Genomic DNA, 17,242 nt, shown 5'->3' on the forward strand with positions numbered 1-17,242 from the left:
CCGCGCTGCTGGCCGACCAGACGCGCGACGGCGTGCGCACCAAGGCCATGGCGCTCGTGGGCGGCAGCATCGGACTGATGTTCGCCATCGCGCTGGTGGCGGCTCCCGCGCTCACCTCGCTCATGGGTCTCGCGGGTCTGTTCGGCCTGACCTGCGCGCTGGCCCTGGCGGGTATCGCCGTCGTGATCTGGGTGGTGCCGCCCGAGCCCCTGCAGCACGCCGACACCCCGCGCGGGCGCGCCGCGGATGCCTGGAAGCACCCTGATCTGCTGCGCCTGAACCTGGGCGTGTTCGTGCTGCATACGGTGCAGATGTCGATGTGGGTCGCCGTGCCCGCGATGCTGGTGCAGGCGGGCCTGCCCAAGAGCGAGCACTGGCACATCTATCTGCCCGCCGTGGTGCTGTCCTTCGCCGCCATGGGCGGATTGTTCTCCATGGAGCGCCACGGCCGCCTGCGCGCGGCGCTGCTGGCCGCCATCTCCCTGGTGCTGGCCGTTCAGGTCGCGCTCGGGCTGCTGTTCGCGAGTGGCGGCACGCCGTCGCTGATGACGATGGGCGTCGTGCTGTTTGCGTTCTTCTGCGGCTTCAACGCGCTTGAGGCCACCCAGCCCAGCCTGGTCTCGCGCATGGCGCCCGCCAACCTGCGCGGCGCGGCGCTGGGCAGCTACAACACGCTGCAATCCCTGGGCCTGTTCGCGGGCGGCGCGCTCGGCGGCGCGCTCATCAAATGGCTGGGCGCGCCCGGGCTCTTCACCGTGACCGCGGCGCTGTGCGCCCTGTGGCTGCTCGTGACCTGGCCGCTGCGCCCCATCGGCCGCGCCGAGGCCGCGCGCGCGGGGCCCCTCGAAAATCCGGCGGCTCGTTGAGGGCAGCCAAAAACACCTTCCCCGACGACCGCCCGGTTGGTGCACAATCCCCCGTTCAGGCGCGCTACGCAAACCCCATTTGGCGCGCAAACCCAACATTTACGAAGGTATCTGCAGCATGGCATCCGTCAACAAAGTCATCATCGTCGGCAATCTGGGACGTGATCCCGAAATGCGCACCTTCCCCAGCGGCGACCAGGTCGCCAACGTGACCGTCGCCACGACGGACCGCTGGCGCGACAAGAACACGGGCGAGAACCGCGAAGCCACCGAATGGCACCGTGTCGTCTTCAACGGCCGCCTCGCCGAAATCGCCGGCCAGTACCTGCGCAAGGGCTCGCAGGTGTACGTGGAAGGCAGCCTGCGCACCCGCAAGTGGACCGACCCGCAGGGCCAGGAGCGCTACGCCACGGAAATCCGCGCCGACCAGATGCAGATGCTCGGCAGCCGCCAGGGCATGGGCGGCGGTGGCGGCAACAACGGCGGTTACGACGACGGCGGCTACGGCGGCAATGACGGCGGCTACGACGCAGCCCCCCAGCGCCGCGCCGCGCCCGCCCCCATGGCCCGGCCAGCAGCTCCCGCCCAGCAGCAGCGCCCCGCGCCCGCACCGGCGCCCGTCCAGCAGGCCCCGCGCGCCAATTCGGGGTTTGACGACATGGACGACGATATTCCGTTCTGACGCAGGGCAATTGCGCCCAAAGGCCCGCCCGACGGTCCCGCGCTTCGTGAAGAAGCGCGGGACTTTTTGCTTTGCACGGCGTCCCATGCACGCGCGCCGCCGCAATCCGCGCCACGGCCGCACAATGGGCGGATGTTCGTCGCCATTCCCCTGGAAAACAAGCCGTCCTGGAAATCGCCTCCATGGATGACGGTGCTGCTCATCCTCATCAACTGCGCCATCTATTTCGGCTGGCAGGAATCCGAGGAGAAATCCGTGGCGCGCGCGGCGCAGTCATATGCCCGGACCGTACTGCCGGAGATCGAGCTGCCGCTCTTCGTCGAACACCTTTTGCGCGAAAGCGCGCGCGAGCGCAAGGGCGGCCGCATTGCCGCGCCGCTGGCCCATATGGCCAGGGACCTTTGGAAGAGCAGGCAATACGCGCAGCTTTATGAATTGATGTGGCAGGAAAGATCGTTCAGGCAGCGCCTGCTGAACGGCCAGGTTCTGGATCCCGCAGATGACCGATATGACGAATGGAGCACCGCCAGGGCGCAGTTCGCTGCGCTGGAGCCCCGGGCGTTCACCGGGCGCTGGGCGATGAGCTACGAACCCGGCGCCGGCCTGCAACCGGTGCAGGCGCTCACATCCACCTTCCTGCACGGCAGCCCGGGACACCTGCTGGGCAACATGGTGTTCCTGTTTCTCTTCGGCTTCACGCTGGAGATGGCTCTGGGCGCATTCGTCTATCTGGCGTTCTACCTGCTGTGCGGATGGAGCGCCTCGCTGTTCGCCAGCCTGTTCTATGACGGCATGGGAGGGATGGGGCTGGGCGCGTCCGGCGCCATCGCGGGGCTGATGTCCATGTATGCGGTGATGTACCGCATGCGGCGCATCCGGTTCTTCTACATGCTGGCCTTCTACTTCAACTATGCGCGATGGCCCGCGCTCGTCATGCTGCCTGTGTGGATGGGGTTCGAGCTGGCCCAGCACTTCATCGGCGGCGCGCAGGTGGCCTACATGGCGCATTTCGGCGGACTGTTGACCGGCGCCATCATCATGTGGGCCTACATGCGATGGCGGAAAGTGCAGGCGCCAGCCGACACCGCGGGCCTGGCCCGGCAGGCCGAGCAGGCGCATCGGGAGCAGGTGGGCGAGGCGGTGCGGCGCGCGCAGCGGCACACCGATGCGCTGGACTTCGGCCACGCCGCCCGGGCATGGCGCCAGGCGGCGAAGCTCGCGCCCTCCGAGCACCGGATTCTGCGCGCCTGGTTCGACAGCGCGCGCCATGCGCCCGCTGGTGATGACTTTCATGCCGCCGCGCGCCGCATCTTCCAGTTGCCGGGCCGCACCGAAGACGAGCGCGCGCTGCAGCATCGCTGCTGGCGCATCTACTGGGAGTGCGCGCAGCCGGTGCCGCGCCTTCGCGGGGACGTCCTGCACGCGCTGGCGCGCAATTTCGTGAAGCAGGGCGAATTCACCGACGCGCAGACGCTTTGCCGCATGCTCGAGAAAACCGAGCCCGGGCAGCCGCACTGGAACGGCACGCTGACGCTTCTGGCCACCGGACTGGTGAAATCCGGCAGGCTCGACGAGGCCCGCGCCTGGCTGCCCGCGCTGCAACGCGATGCGCCGCAGGAGGCCGTCACGCGCTGGCTCGCCGGCCAGTAGCCGCCCGGCGGGCCGGGTCGCTGCACGGATGCCGTAACATCGGCGAGCCAGCGACCGCAGCGAGTCGCGCAGTCCAGGGAGCAGACCATGAGCGATGTGCGTTCGCGCCATAGAGAACAGACGGAAGACGGCGACGGATCGCCACGGTGGGACATTCCGCCTTTCTGGCAGAAGCTCAACAGCTTTTTCCTGTTTCCGCTGCAGATGGAGCCGCTGATCTACGCAGCGGTCCTGTCGCTGTGCGGCTACCTGCTGCTGGCGGGATTCTTCCTCGCCATGCTGGCCGGCATCGGCCTGATGCTCGCGGTCAGCCGCTATGGCTTCAAGGTCGCCGCGCTGGCCTCGCGCGGCATCACCGACAGCGCGGATTACCGCCACGACATGGTGGACGAGGACTGGAAGGCCCTGCCCTGGAAGTTCTTCGGCGTGCTGCTGGTGCACGGCTTCATCATCGGCTGGCTGACCCACGCAAGCGCGGGCCTGGGCACCATCGGCAACATCCTGTCGTCGCTGGCCATTCCGGCAACGCTCATGGTGCTGATCAACACCTGCAGCCTGCGCTCGGCGATCAATCCCTTCCTGCTGCTGGGCACGATCGCGGGCATCGGCAAATCGTACCTGCTGCTGTGCTTCTTCCTGTTCCTGCTGATGCAAGGCGCGCCGCTGGCCCTGGGCCTGCTGCTGCCGCTGATGCCCAAGTTCGTGCTCGCGCCGCTGATCACGTTCGTGATCATCTACTTCAGCTGGGTGATGGCGGCCATGATCGGCTATGTGATGTACCAGCATCATGCGGCGCTCGACATCGAGCCCGTGAAGGCCCCGGACGCCGCCATGGCCGAGCCGCAGGACCCGGCTGCCGCCGAAGCCCGGCAGCGCGACGCCATGGTCGCCAGGCTGGTGCAGGACGGCGACATGCAGTCCGCGCTCGACAACGCCCGCGAATGGCAGCGTACCGGATACGACAATGTGGCCGATCAGCGGCGCTTTCACCGCGTGCTCAAGCTGGCCCGGCAGACCGACTCGCTGACGCAGCACGCCCAGCGCTTCATCCCGCTGCTCATCGGGCAGCAGCGTGAAAGCGAGGCGCTGGACGTGTGGAGCAGCTGCTACAAGCGCGATCCGCAATTCAAGCTGGAGTCGGCGGAAAATACCCTGGCCCTCGCGCGCCTTGCATGGAAGGGCATGCAGCCGGCGCACGTGCTTGCTCTGCTGCAGAGCTTCGAGAAGCAATACCCGGCGCATGAACTCACGCCTGAGGCGCAGGAGCTGATCGTCCGCGCACTCAAGCTGGGCCTGAACAAACCCGATCAGGCCGTGCGCGTCTTCATGCGCATGAAAATGCGCTATCCGGCCCATCCGAGCACGCAGGAAGCGGAATGGATGCTGCGCGACGACCTTCGGAAAACCATGGACCCGGCCACCGCGTCGACCTGAACCGCCCGGCGGGGCGGGGTGAACACCTGAGACAAAAAAGCCCGCGATGCTTTCGGCATCGCGGGCTCTTCGTCTTGGCTCCGGATGGAAGGCGGCCACCAGGGCCGCCCCGGCTCACCTCACCACCATCAGCGTGAACGGCCAGACGTAGGCCTGCATCGTCACGAACAGGCCCACCAGGCAGGCCAGCGCGATGGAGTGGAAGAACACGTAGCGCAGGATGTCGCCTTCGTGGTTGAACCAGCGGGTGGCGGTGGATGCCACGACGATCGACTGCGCGTCGATCATCTTGCCCATCACGCCGCCCGAGCTGTTGGCCGCGCCCATGAGGTTGGGCGAGAGACCCAACTGGTCTGCCGCCACCTTCTGCATGCCGCCGAACAGCACGTTCGATGCGGTATCGGAGCCGGTCAGCGCAACGCCCAGCCAGCCCATCAGCGTGCCGAAGAACGGATAGAGCACGCCGGTGTTGGCGAAGGCCAGGCCCAGCGTCGTGTCGGTGCCGGAGTAGCGCGTGAGCGTGCCCAGCGCCAGCATCAGCACGATGGTCAGCAGCGAGTAGCGCACCAGCCAGATCGTCTTGAAGAAGGTACGCACGATCGCTACCGGGTTGTACTTCATGAGGAAGCCGCTGATCACGGCGGACAGCAGGATGGCCGTGCCGGTGGCGGACAGGAGATTCAGCACATAGACCGCGCCTTCCTTGGTGGGCTGCGTGACGACCGGCGGAACCTTCTCGATCATGTTGTGCAGGCCGGGCATCGGGAACGCTGGCGCGAAGATGCCGTTGAGCCAGGTCTTCACGGACGGCAGGCCCCACAGGAACACGCACACGGACAGGACCAGCCACGGCAGCCATGCCGCGATCAGCGCCTGGCGGCTGTGCTTGACCACGGGCTGTGGCGGCTTGGCTTCGGATGCGCTGATGTCCTTGCCGCGCAGCGAGGCCGAAGTCCAGATCTTCTTGGGCTGCCAGACGCGCAGGAAGCCCACCAGGCAGATCATCGACACGATGGCGGCGATGATGTCCACCAGTTCGGGGCCGATGAAGTTGGAGACCAGATATTGCGGCACGGCGAAGGTCACGCCCGCCACCAGGATCGCGGGCCAGATTTCCAGCATGCCCTTGCGGCCGGCGAACGCCCAGATCAGCCAGAACGGCACCAGCACCGAGAAGAACGGCAACTGGCGGCCGATCATCGCCGTCACTTCCATCAGGTCGTAGCCGTGCACCTTGGCCAGCGTGATCACCGGCGTGCCCAGCGCGCCGAAGGCCACCGGAGCGGTATTGGCGATCAGCGACAGGCCCGATGCCGCCAGAGGCGAGAAGCCCAGGCCGATCAGGATGGCCGCCGTCACCGCGACGGGCGTGCCGAAGCCCGCCGCGCCTTCAAAGAACGCGCCGAAGCAGAACGCAATCAGCAGCAGCTGGATGCGGCGGTCCTCGGTGATGCCCGAGAGCGAATCCTGCAGCACCTTGAAGCTGCCGTTCTGCTCGGTGAGCTGGTGCAGGAAGATGATGTTCAGCACGATCCAGCCAATTGGCAGCAGACCGGTGAAACCACCGAACAGCGCCGCGCGGCCAGCCATGTCTGCGGGCATGCCATAAGCGAAGATCGCCACGATCAACGCGGCGATCAGGCCCATGCCCGCGGCGATGTGCGCCTTGATGTGAAAGAAACCCAGCGCCGCCAGCATGACCACCACGGGTATCGCTGCGAGCGCGGTGGAGATCACCATGTTCCCGATGGGATCGTAGACCTGTTGCCAAATCATCTGATATGCCCTTTTTTAAAAACCAACTGTTGTGAATCAATTGTGCGGATCGGCTGCCCGAGGCACGGGCGCCAACGAGTTTCATGCAACTCGGTGACGCGCGCGAGCGGGCAAACCCGCTTATCGCAAAACGGGCGCGAGTCTATTTATGAGTCAAGACAAGCAGTATCAGAAGGAACACTGAGAAAGCAGGAAAGCAACGCTCCGCCCAAGGGAGCGCGCCGTGCGAAATCTTTTCAATTGACTTTAGATTTTTTCAACATCACCATGCGGCATGCTGGCGGTTTATTGGAAAAACACTTGCCTGATAGATTGAAACCATCGCCAGCACGCACGGCGGCGGCCATCGACCAATATGAGCCGCGCGGCGCTCAGTCGCCCGCCGTGATGATGCCGCCGCCCAGGCAGACATCGCCCTCATAGAGCACCGCGGACTGGCCGGGCGTCACCGCCCATTGCGCCTGGGGGAAATGCAGGCTGAAGTCCTGGCCGCTGGCGCTCACCACGTTGCAATGGGCGTCCTGCTGGCGATAGCGGGTCTTCGCCGCGCAGGCGCCGACGGCGGGCGCATGGCCCGCGATCCAGCTCGCATCCTGCGCCTTCAGATCGTGCGACAGCAGCCAGGGGTGATCATGGCCCTGCACGACGCGCAGCGTATTCGTCTGCAGCTCCTTGCGCGCCACGAACCAGGGCGAATGGTCGCCCGCGCCGCGCTGCACGCCCTTGTCCTTCACGCCGCCGATGCCCAGGCCCTGGCGCTGGCCCAGCGTGTAGAACGACAGCCCCACATGCCTGCCGAGCCTGCGGCCACGGTCATCCAGGATCGGGCCGGGCTCATGCTTGATGTAGCGATTCAGGAAATCACGGAACGGGCGCTCGCCAATGAAGCAGATACCCGTCGAATCCTTTTTCTTCGCGTTCGGCAGCCCGATGTCTTCCGCGATGCGGCGCACCTCGGTCTTGAGCAGTTCGCCCACCGGGAACATCGACCTGGACAGTTGCGCCTGGTTCAGCCGATGCAGAAAGTAACTCTGGTCCTTGGAAGGGTCCAGCCCCTTGAGCAGCTCGAACAGGCGGGTCTGCGGGTTCTGGCGCACCCGCGCGTAATGCCCCGTGGCGATCTTCTCGGCTCCCAGGCGCATGGCATGATCCAGGAACGCCTTGAACTTGATCTCGGCGTTGCACAGCACGTCCGGATTGGGCGTGCGGCCCGCCTGGTATTCCCGCAGGAACTCGGCGAACACGCGGTCCTTGTATTCCGCAGCGAAATTCACATGCTCGATCTCGATGCCGATCACATCCGCCACGGCCGCGGCGTCCACGAAATCGATGTTGGACGAGCAGAACTCGCTGTCATCGTCGTCTTCCCAGTTCTTCATGAAGATTCCGACCACCTCATGGCCCTGCTTTTTCAGCAGATAGGCCGTGACGGCGGAATCCACGCCGCCCGACAGGCCGACGACAACGCGATGTTTGGAAGAGGCGCTCATTGGGTGAATTGTATTTTTTTGCTCCCCACCCTGCCCCATCGCACCGCGCAAACCCCTTTGGCGCACATTTCCCGGATGGCCGCGCCCTGCGCCCCAGGCCCCAAAGGCTGATGCCGCGCGTGGCCGGGCCAAGCCGCGCACAGTAAACTTGTCCCGATCCGACAAGGACTTGCACGTGAAACTGAAGAAAGAATCTGGCGCTCTCATGGCGCTGCTCTCCGCCATCGCGGGCTCACCCGCACTTGCCCAGCCCAAGGATTTCACGATCTACGGGATCATGGACCTGGGCTTGCGCCATGCGTCCGGCCTGACCGGCTCGCACCTGCCGGCCGGCGGCTCGCAGACCAGCGTGAGCAGCGGCATCGACGACACCAGCCGATGGGGCGTGCGCGGCCTCACGCCGCTGGGCGGCGGCCAAAGCGTGATCTTCGAGCTGGAATCCAGCCTGAACGCCGACACCGGCACGCCAGCGGACGGAGCGCCATTCTTCGACCGCGGCAGCTGGATCGGCCTGCAGGACACCTCCGGAAGCCGCCTGACCATCGGCCGCCAGTCCTCCCTGCTGGCCGACTCGCTGGCCTCGATCGACCCGCTGCAAAAACGCTTCCCCGACTTCAACCCCAACATGACCCTTGGCGCGCTCGGCCAGCACGGCCTCGCCGGCCAGTACGGGAACACCGGCATCGCGGGCAACGCCTACTGGCTCAACGACTCCGTCAAGCTCGCCAGCCGCTCCGGCCCCTACAAAGTCAGCGCCATGTACAGCTTCGGCGAACAGGCCGGCGACCGCAAGCCGCTGTCCTCCGGCGGCCTCGCCGTCGGCTGGGAGGAAAGCGGCGCGGCGCTCTCCGGCGCCTACCAGAGATTCAAGGACGCCGAGGGTCGCCTGCTCAACGCCTGGACCGTGGGCATGGCCTACACCTCCGGCAGCCTGCGCCTGGCCGCCACCGCCGCCCGCAGCCGCGCCGACACCGGTGATGCGGCACGCACCGATCAACGGGTATATGCGCTCGGCGCCACCCTATCCACCACGCAACAGACCGACTGGACACTCGCCTACTACAAGGTCCAGCGCGAACGCACGCAGTATGGCGACGACGGCTACGGCCGGTTCGTCGCCTTCTATGAATACAAGCTCTCCCACCGCACCCGGCTGTACGCCGAACTCGACCTGACCCGCTGGAAAAACGGCTACCAGGGCCCGGGCAACAGGAGCCGGGCGGCCGGATGGGGGATGGGGATGCAGTACCGGTTCTAGGAAAGCGTCCAAGGTCGCCGCGCAAGCGGCGATGCGGCGCGAGTGTGTGCGATCATCGCTGCTCGCCGCTGCGCATGTCGCGCCGTGGCCGCCCCCTCCAACAGCCACCATGGAACTGCGCCAGCTTCGCTACTTCGTCCGCATCGTCGAGCTCGGCTCCATGGGCCGGGCGGCGCTTGATCTGGGCATGGTGCAGTCCGCGCTGAGCCAGCAGGTCAGCCGTCTGGAGAGCGAGCTGTCCACGCGGCTGCTGCAGCGCACCAGCAAGGGCGCGGTGCCGACGGCGGCGGGGCTGGCGTTCTTTCACGAAGCGCAGCTCACGCTGCGCCATGCCGACCAGGCGGTTCTCGCGGCGCAGCAGGCGCGGCTCTCGGGCGCGGTGAGTGTCGGCCTGTCGCCCACGATCGCATCCGTGCTCGGGCTGCCGCTGATGCGCGCGATGCGCGAGCGCTATCCCGACGTGCGGCTGCACATGGTCGCCGCGCTCTCGGGCCATTTGTCGAGCCTGCTGAACGCGCGCCAGCTCGATCTGGCCATTCTCTTCGACACCCATGCCGCACGGCGCTGGAGCGTCATGCCGCTGCTGGAGGAGCGCCTCTTTCTCATCCAGTCCCGCCGCAAGCCGCTCTTCCCGATGAAGGACGGGATGGCGCTCGCCGAGCTGCGCGACAAGCCGCTCATCCTGCCCTCGGGCAGCCACGGCCTGCGCAGCTCGGTCGTCACCGCCTGCGCCCAGGCGGGTTTCCAGCCGCAGATGGCGATGGAGATCGACTCGCTCACCATGCTCATGGAGGCCGTCGACGCGGGCCTGGGCGCCACCGTGCAGCCCTGGTCGGCCGTCCATCCCTATGAGGACGCGGCGCAGCGCTTCTGGTGGTCGGAGATCGACGATGATCGCGTGCGCCGGCATGCGATGCTGTGCAGCCTGTCGGATGATGAGCTCTCGCCGGCGGCGCTGGCGGCACGCGTGGTGCTGGCCGACAGCGCCAAGCAGTTGGTGCAGTCGGGCAAGTGGATCGGGGCGCGCTGGACAGGCGACTCCTGAGCCCGCGCCTTAAGCGAAGGGAGCCGTCATCCACCAGAGGGGCATCACGAATCGTGATGCGCCCATGTGAAATGCGCCATAGGCAGGCACCTGGCATCAGCCTACAGTCGCGGCAACTACCCGCAGCCACCATCCGGAAACAGGCGTTGCGCTGCGGGATCGACAAAAGAACTCCCCACGAGGTCCCGCCGTGCCGACACATCGCGCAGCGCCGTCCCTCATGCAAAGCGGCATGAGGAGACTGCCATCATGAACACCGAAGCCTTTGACACCGACGTGCTCGTCATCGGGGGCGGCAACGCAGCGCTGTGCGCGGCCCTCATGGCGCGTGAAGGCGGCTCGCGGGTGCTGCTGCTCGAATCCGCGCCGCGCGAATGGCGCGGCGGCAATTCAGGACACACGCGCAATCTGCGCTGCATGCACGACGCCCCGCAGGACGTGCTGGTGGAAGCCTATCCCGAAGAGGAGTTCTGGCAAGACCTGCTCAAGGTGACGGGCGGCATCACCAACGAACACCTCGCGCGCATGGTGATCCGCGCCTCCTCCACCTGCCGCACCTGGATGCGCAGGCATGGCGTGATCTTCCAGCCGCCGCTCTCCGGCGCGTTGCACGTGGCGCGCACCAACGCGTTCTTCATGGGCGGCGGCAAGGCGCTGGTGAATGCGTACTACCGCAGCGCGGAAAACCTCGGCGTCCAGGTGCGCTACGAATCGCCCGTGGACAGGCTCGAGATCGAGAACGGCGTCTTCAAGGCCGCCTGGAGCAACGGCCAGCGCATCACGGCCAGGAGCTGCGTGCTGGCGGCGGGCGGCTTCGAATCCAACCGCGAATGGCTGCGCGAGGCCTGGGGCCAGAACGAACGCGGCGAATTCCCCTCGGACAATTTCCTGATCCGCGGCACGGCGTTCAACAAGGGCGTGCTGCTCAGGCACATGCTCGAAGACCACCAGGCCGACCGCATCGGCGACCCGACACAAGCGCACATGGTGGCGATCGACGCGCGCGCGCCGCTCTACGACGGCGGCATCTGCACGCGCATCGACTGCGTATCGCTTGGCGTGGTCGTCAACCGCGAGGCCCGGCGCTTCTACGACGAGGGCGAGGATTTCTGGCCCAAGCGCTATGCGATCTGGGGCCGCCTCGTGGCGATGCAGCCGCAGCAGATCGGCTACTCGATCATCGACTCCAAGGCCATCGGCCGCTTCATGCCGCCCGTGTTCCCCGGCGTGAAGGCCGACACGCTCGAAGATCTCGCCCGGAAGCTGGAGCTCGACCCGGACACGTTCATGCAGACAATGAACGAATACAACCAGAACTGCCATGTGGGCCATTTCGACCACACCGCGCTCGACGACTGCCACACCGAAGGCATCACGCCCGCGAAGACGCACTGGGCGCGCCCGATCGACACGGCGCCGTTCTACGGCTATGCGCTGCGCCCCGGCGTGACCTTCACCTACCTGGGCCTCAAGGTGGACGACACATCGGCCGTGCGCTTCAACGGCGCGCCGAGCCGCAACCTGTTCGTGGCGGGCGAGATGATGGCCGGCAACGTGCTCGGCAAGGGCTACACCGCGGGCGTCGGCATGTCGATCGGAACCGCATTCGGCCGCATTGCCGGCCGCAACGCAGCGCTTGCCGCGCAAGGCAAGCCCGCAGCCAGAGGCGCTGTGAACGATGAAGAGAAGGTTGCCTGAGAGATGCAAACGCTACACGCCCTGACAGAAGACGCCAAGGCCCTCGCACAAGGGCAGATCGTGCCGATGACCGCCGCCGAGGACGAGGTCGCGCGCGTCATGCAGATCTGCAACGCCTGCCGCTACTGCGAAGGTTTCTGCGCGGTGTTTCCCGCAATGACCCGGCGCCTGGAATTTCCCAAGGCCGACGTGAATTTCCTGGCCAACCTGTGCCACAACTGCGGCGCCTGCCTGCACGCCTGCCAGTATGCTCCGCCGCACGAATTCGCCATCAACATTCCCAAGGCCATGGCCGAGGTTCGCGGCGAAACCTATTCGCACTACGCATGGCCGCCGTCATTTGGAAAGCTCTACAAGAACAACGGCCTCACGCTGTCGATGGCGCTGGTGTTCGGCCTGGCGCTGTTCCTCATCATCGCTGCGGCGGCGCACGGCGGCATGGGCGCGCTGTGGAGCCATGAAACCGCGGGGAATTTCTACAACCTGTTCCCGCATAACCTGCTGGTCGGCATGTTCGCGCCCGTTTTCCTGTTCGTGGTGTTCGCGCTGTTCATGGCGGTAAGGAGTTTCTGGAAGCAGATCAAGCCCGTCACCAGCGGCGCCGATGTGAACGGCCCCGCCGCGGCGGAAGCCGCGCACGACGTGCTCCGCATGAAGTACCTGGACGGCGGCGCGGGCCAGGGCTGCCCGAACGAGGATGACGCGTACACGCTGGCGCGCCGCCGCATGCACCACTTCACGTTCTACGGATTCATGCTGTGCTTCGCGGCGACGGCGCTCGGAACGATCTACCACTATGCGTTCGGCCTCGCCGCGCCGTATGACCTGCCCAGCCTGCCCAAGCTGCTGGGAGCCGTCGGCGGCGTGAGCCTGATGATCGGCACGGCGGGCCTGTGGCGCCTGAACCGCAGGCGCGATCCGAACCATGGCGATCCGAAGCAAAAGCCCATGGACCTGGGCTTCATCGCGCTGCTGTTCGTGGTGGCCGCCAGCGGACTTGCGCTGTGGATCGGACGCAGCACGCCCACGATGGCCCTGCTGCTGTGCCTGCATCTCGGATCGGTCATGGCGCTGTTCCTGACGCTGCCTTACGGCAAGTTCGCACACGGCGTCTTCCGCACCGCCGCGCTGCTGCGGCATGCGACGGAAAAGCGCCAGCCCAACCCGATCGGCGTAGGCTCCGACTGAAGCAAGGCGCATCCACGGACCGCCACGGGAAAGCCAATCACCTTCTTGGAAAGGAGACATGAGAAATGAGCAACGAGAACCAACCAGACGAACTGAACATCTCGTCGATGAAAGACAAATGCTCTGCCGCGGAATGGCAGGCGCGCGTGGACCTCGCCGCATGCTACAGGCTCGTGCATCTGTATGGCATGTCCGACATGATGGCCAACCACATTTCGTCGCGCGTGCCGGATGAGGAAGGAGCGTTTCTCATCAACGCCTACGGCATGATGTACGAGGAGATCACCGCATCCAGCCTCATCAAGGTGAGCCACGACGGAACCATCCTCTCCAAGCCCGACTTCGGCCCGCTGAACTATGGCATCAACAAGGCCGGCTACGTGATCCACAGCGCGGTGCACGAGGCGCGTCCCGAAGTCGGCTGCGTGATCCACACGCACAGCTGGGCATCGATGGCGGTGTCGGCGCTGGAGTGCGGCCTGCTGCCCATCACGCAGACCGCCATGCGCTTCCTGAAGATCGGTTATCACGACTACCAGGGCGTGGTGCTCGATCTGGCGGAACAGGAATCGCTCGTCAAAGACCTGGGTACGGGCGAGGCCCTCATCCTGCGCAACCATGGCGCGCTGACCGTGGGCCGCACCGTGGGCGAAGCCTTCAACTGGATGCACCGCATCGAGCTGGCGTGCCGCTCGCAGCTTGCCGCCATGGCCTGCAACACGCCTTTCGCCAAGGTTTCCCAAGATGTGCTCGAGGAAACCTGGAACAACTACCAGCCGGGGACGCGCCGCCCCTACGGACAGATGGAATGGCCCGCGCTGCTGCGCAAGCTCGACCGCCTGGACCCCAGCTACCGCACCTGAGTTTCGCTGCAGATATAAAAAACATAACGGGAGGGTCCGCGAGAGAGTGTGCGCCCGGCATCTCGCTCTCGCCTGCGGCAGAACCATGCCGCACCACATCCACCCCAAAAGAACGGAGACAACATGACGAAACCACGCAACCTGACCGCTCCCCCTTCACGGCGCCAGTTCAATGCCGCATTGATGGCGTCCGTGCTCCTGCCGGCCTCCACCCTGGTGAGGGCCCAGGACCCATGGCCGTCCAAGCCGGTGAAAGTGATCGTCGCCTTCACCGCGGGCGGAACCACGGACCTGCTCGCGCGCGCGGTCGCGCAGAAGCTCAACGAAAGCCTGGGCCAGTCCTTCGTCATCGACAACAAGCCGGGCGGCGGCGGAAACATCGGAACGGAGTCGGTGGTGCGCGCACCCGCCGATGGCTACACGCTGATCGTGAACTCCGTTGGCCCGATCTCGGTGAACCAGAGCCTGTACAAGAACATGGGCTACGACCCCCTGGCCGACCTGGCGCCCATCGTGCAGATTGCCGACGTGCCCAACGTGCTCGTGGTGCATCCATCGGTCCCGGCCAAGACCTTCGAGGAATTCATCGCCTACGTGAAGGCCGACCCGGGCAAGCTGAGCTACGGCTCCACCGGGGTCGGCACCTCCTCGCACCTGTCCAGCTACATGCTGAGCCAACGCATCGGCAGCGAAACCCTGCACGTTCCCTACAAGGGCGCCAATGCGCTGAACGACCTGCTCGCGGGCCGGCTGCAATTCATGTTCGCCACCATTCCCTCTGTCATCCAGCACATCAAGGCAGGCAAGCTGCGCGCGCTGGCGGTCTCCAGCGACAGGCCGTCGCGCTCGCTTCCCGACATACCCACGGTGGCAGAAAAAGGTTTTCCCGGGTTCGCTGCCGGATCCTGGTTCGGCTTCTTCGGCCCCAGGAATACGCCACGCGCCATCATCGACAAGCTCAACAAGGCGGTCAACGACGCCTTGCCGCTGCTGGAAGAGCAGATGATCCGCGAAGGCGCGGATCCCGTGGGCGGCACGCCCGAACAGTTTGCCCAGTTCACGCGCAAGGAGCATGAGAAGTGGGCCAAGATCGTGAAAGACTCCGGCGCCACGGTGGAATGAAACCATGACTGCATCCGCTTCTGCCTCCATCCCGCTGCGCATCCTGGTATCGCCTCAAGTCCTTGCCAGGCATGGCGAGCGGATACGGGCCTGCGCGTCTCCCGCACCCACGCTGCTCACGGTGGATGACGTGGAGCAGCGCGGCGCCGGGTTTGACGCGGCCTTCGTCTCGCGCGACGTCACCGGCCTTTCGACCAAGCACGAAACCTTGCCGGAAACCCAGCACTTCTATGACGCGCTGCTGGGCAGCAAAAGCCTGCGCTGGATGCACTTTCACTCGGCGGGCGCCGACCGGCCCGTGTACCTCGAGCTGATCAGGCGCGGCGTGGTGCTCACATCATCGGCGGGCAGCAACGCGGAGGTGGTCGCGCAAACGGCGGTGACCGGCCTGCTGATGCTGGGCCGGCGCTTTCCCGAAATGCTGGACAGGCAGCGGCGCGGCGAATGGGCGCCGCTGATCGAGCGCTCGCCATTGCCTGCGGATATCCACGGCCAGACCGCGACCATCGTGGGCTGGGGCGGCATCGGACAGGCCATCGCGCGGATTCTGGGCGCCATCGGGCTGAAGATCCAGGTCGTGCGCAGCAGCGGCACGCCCACCGAAAGCGGGCTTCCATCGTTTTCCTTCGAAGACATCGGCAGCGTGCTCGCGCATACCGACTGGCTCATCCTCGCCTGCCCGCTGACCGACAGAACCCGCCAGCTCATCGATGCGAAGGCCATCGCCAAGCTGCCCGCCGGCGCGCATCTCATCAACGTCTCGCGCGGCGACGTGGTGGACGAGACGGCCCTCATCGAAGCGCTGCAAGGCGCACGGCTGGCGGGAGCTTATCTGGATGTCTTCGCACATGAGCCGCTTGCGAAGAATTCGCCGCTTTGGAACATGCCCAACGTTATCGCCACGCCGCACAGCGCAGGCTTCTCCGCGGGCAACGCAGCGCGCGTGGTGCAGATCTTTCTCGAGAACCTCGAACGCTTCGCCTGCGGCAAGGCGATGGCGAACGTGGTTCGATGAGAAGGCCACATCCAACCAGCGGCACAATCCACCATTCATTATTTTTACTCCACGAGAACCAACCCATGAACAAGCGATCCCTTCTCCTGCGCGCCACGACGACGGCGGCGCTTCTCTGCCTGGGAACGGCCGGCGTCCGCGCCGCGGATCCCGTGTTTCCACCCAACAAGCCCGTGACGCTGGTCGTGGGCTTTGCCGCGGGCGGTGCTGCCGATGCGGCCGCCCGCATGATCGCCAAGAAGCTGGGCGAAAACATCGGCCAGTCCGTGGTGGTGGACAACCGCGGCGGCGCCGGCGGCAACATCGCGCACCAGCAAGTGGCTGCCGGCATGGCCGATGGCTCCGTGCTGCTGCTCGGATCAGTAGGGCCGTTGACCATCGCGCCGCACCTCATGAAGCTGAACTACGACCCGTTCAAGGACCTCGCTCCGATTTCGGGCGGCGTGTACTTTCCCAACGTGCTGGTGGTCAACAAGAGCGTGGGCGTGAAGACCCTGGCCGAGTTCGTCGCCAAGGCGAAGGCCAAGCCCGGCAGCATCGATTTCGCATCAACCGGCGCGGGCTCCGCATCGCACCTGGCAGGCGAGCTGTTCAACCAGCGCGCCGGCATCGACATGGTGCACATCCCCTACAAGGGCGGCGCCCCGGCACTGCAGGACCTGCTGGGTGAGCGCGTGGCCAGCTACTTTGCCGCGCCACCCACGGCGCTGCCGCACATCGAGTCCGGCAACCTGATTCCGCTGGCCACCACCGGGCTGAAGCGCCCTTCGTACATGCCCAACATTCCGACGGTGGCCGAATCGGGTTATCCAGGATTCGAGGCATTGAACTGGTATGCGTTCGTGGCCTCCGCGAAGACGCCCGCGCCCATCCTCGATCGCTGGAATACGGAAATCGTGAAGGTGCTCAACGACCCCGGCGTAAAGGAAGCATTGAGCAAGCACGGGCTCGATCCGCACCCCACCACGCGCGCCGAGTTCGCGGCCTTCATGAAAAAGGAATACAACCAGTGGGGCGCGATCGTGCGTGAGCGCAAGATCACGGCGCAGTAAGACAGCTCCCGTTCAAAGCCGGCCTGCGCACGCAAACCTTGAAAACGTCCTAAGAACGTGTTTACGATCTCCTCGCGCCGCGACAGCGGCTTTGCGGGATGGG

The 17,242-nt window shown here is 65.8% G+C and carries 14 protein-coding genes; 12 read left to right on the forward strand and 2 right to left on the reverse strand.

The window, feature by feature from the left end; all coding sequences use genetic code 11:
• From ABWP92_RS10850 to ABWP92_RS10865, 4 genes are all read left to right on the forward strand, one after another.
• Window positions 1–866, forward strand: an 866-nt coding sequence (locus ABWP92_RS10850; RefSeq protein ID WP_353235391.1) for an MFS transporter, incomplete at its 5' end; no start/stop codon positions are given.
• A 118-nt stretch (window positions 867–984) separates the two neighbouring features.
• A complete protein-coding gene (ssb, locus tag ABWP92_RS10855; protein WP_353235392.1) occupies window positions 985–1,548 on the forward strand; it encodes a single-stranded DNA-binding protein in 564 nt (187 codons plus the stop codon).
• A gap of 132 nt (window positions 1,549–1,680) precedes the next feature.
• Window positions 1,681–3,198 (forward strand): rhomboid family intramembrane serine protease, encoded by a 1,518-nt coding sequence (locus tag ABWP92_RS10860; protein WP_353235393.1) that lies wholly within the window; start codon window positions 1,681–1,683, stop codon window positions 3,196–3,198.
• 87 nt (window positions 3,199–3,285) lie between these two features.
• A complete protein-coding gene (locus ABWP92_RS10865; protein ID WP_353235394.1) occupies window positions 3,286–4,632 on the forward strand; it encodes a tetratricopeptide repeat protein in 1,347 nt (448 codons plus the stop codon).
• 114 nt (window positions 4,633–4,746) lie between these two features.
• Here ABWP92_RS10865 and ABWP92_RS10870 read toward each other — a convergent pair whose 3' ends face one another.
• A complete protein-coding gene (locus ABWP92_RS10870) occupies window positions 4,747–6,408 on the reverse strand; it encodes an L-lactate permease (RefSeq protein WP_353235395.1) in 1,662 nt (553 codons plus the stop codon).
• A 371-nt stretch (window positions 6,409–6,779) separates the two neighbouring features.
• Window positions 6,780–7,898, reverse strand: a complete 1,119-nt coding sequence (gene mnmA / locus ABWP92_RS10875) for a tRNA 2-thiouridine(34) synthase MnmA (protein ID WP_353235396.1) — start codon at window positions 7,896–7,898, stop codon at window positions 6,780–6,782.
• Window positions 7,899–8,073: 175 nt separating this feature from the next.
• Between mnmA and ABWP92_RS10880 the strand changes: the two genes are divergently transcribed.
• The 8 genes from ABWP92_RS10880 to ABWP92_RS10915 all read left to right on the forward strand — a co-directional run bounded on the left by ABWP92_RS10880 (window position 8,074) and on the right by ABWP92_RS10915 (window position 17,139).
• A complete protein-coding gene (locus ABWP92_RS10880; protein ID WP_353235397.1) occupies window positions 8,074–9,156 on the forward strand; it encodes a porin in 1,083 nt (360 codons plus the stop codon).
• Between the two features lie 109 nt (window positions 9,157–9,265).
• Entirely contained in the window at window positions 9,266–10,201 is a 936-nt protein-coding gene (locus tag ABWP92_RS10885; RefSeq protein WP_353235398.1) for a LysR family transcriptional regulator, read from the forward strand.
• Window positions 10,202–10,450: 249 nt separating this feature from the next.
• Window positions 10,451–11,899 (forward strand): FAD-dependent tricarballylate dehydrogenase TcuA, encoded by a 1,449-nt coding sequence (gene tcuA, locus ABWP92_RS10890; protein WP_353235399.1) that lies wholly within the window; start codon window positions 10,451–10,453, stop codon window positions 11,897–11,899.
• Window positions 11,900–11,902: 3 nt separating this feature from the next.
• Window positions 11,903–13,087 (forward strand): tricarballylate utilization 4Fe-4S protein TcuB, encoded by a 1,185-nt coding sequence (tcuB, locus tag ABWP92_RS10895; protein WP_353235400.1) that lies wholly within the window; start codon window positions 11,903–11,905, stop codon window positions 13,085–13,087.
• Window positions 13,088–13,152: 65 nt separating this feature from the next.
• Window positions 13,153–13,950, forward strand: a complete 798-nt coding sequence (locus tag ABWP92_RS10900; protein ID WP_353235401.1) for a class II aldolase/adducin family protein — start codon at window positions 13,153–13,155, stop codon at window positions 13,948–13,950.
• A 123-nt stretch (window positions 13,951–14,073) separates the two neighbouring features.
• Window positions 14,074–15,072: a Bug family tripartite tricarboxylate transporter substrate binding protein gene (locus tag ABWP92_RS10905; RefSeq protein ID WP_502907506.1), complete on the forward strand. Its 999-nt coding sequence runs from the start codon at window positions 14,074–14,076 to the stop codon at window positions 15,070–15,072.
• A gap of 4 nt (window positions 15,073–15,076) precedes the next feature.
• The gene (locus ABWP92_RS10910; protein ID WP_353235402.1) at window positions 15,077–16,087 is read left to right on the forward strand and encodes a D-2-hydroxyacid dehydrogenase; all 1,011 of its coding nucleotides are present in this window, start codon (window positions 15,077–15,079) and stop codon (window positions 16,085–16,087) included.
• A gap of 65 nt (window positions 16,088–16,152) precedes the next feature.
• The gene (locus ABWP92_RS10915) at window positions 16,153–17,139 is read left to right on the forward strand and encodes a Bug family tripartite tricarboxylate transporter substrate binding protein (RefSeq protein WP_353235403.1); all 987 of its coding nucleotides are present in this window, start codon (window positions 16,153–16,155) and stop codon (window positions 17,137–17,139) included.
• Window positions 17,140–17,242 lie beyond the last annotated feature (103 nt).

It is taken from the genome of Diaphorobacter ruginosibacter (assembly GCF_040396215.1).
Classification (GTDB): Bacteria; Pseudomonadota; Gammaproteobacteria; order Burkholderiales; family Burkholderiaceae_C; genus Diaphorobacter_A; species Diaphorobacter_A ruginosibacter_A.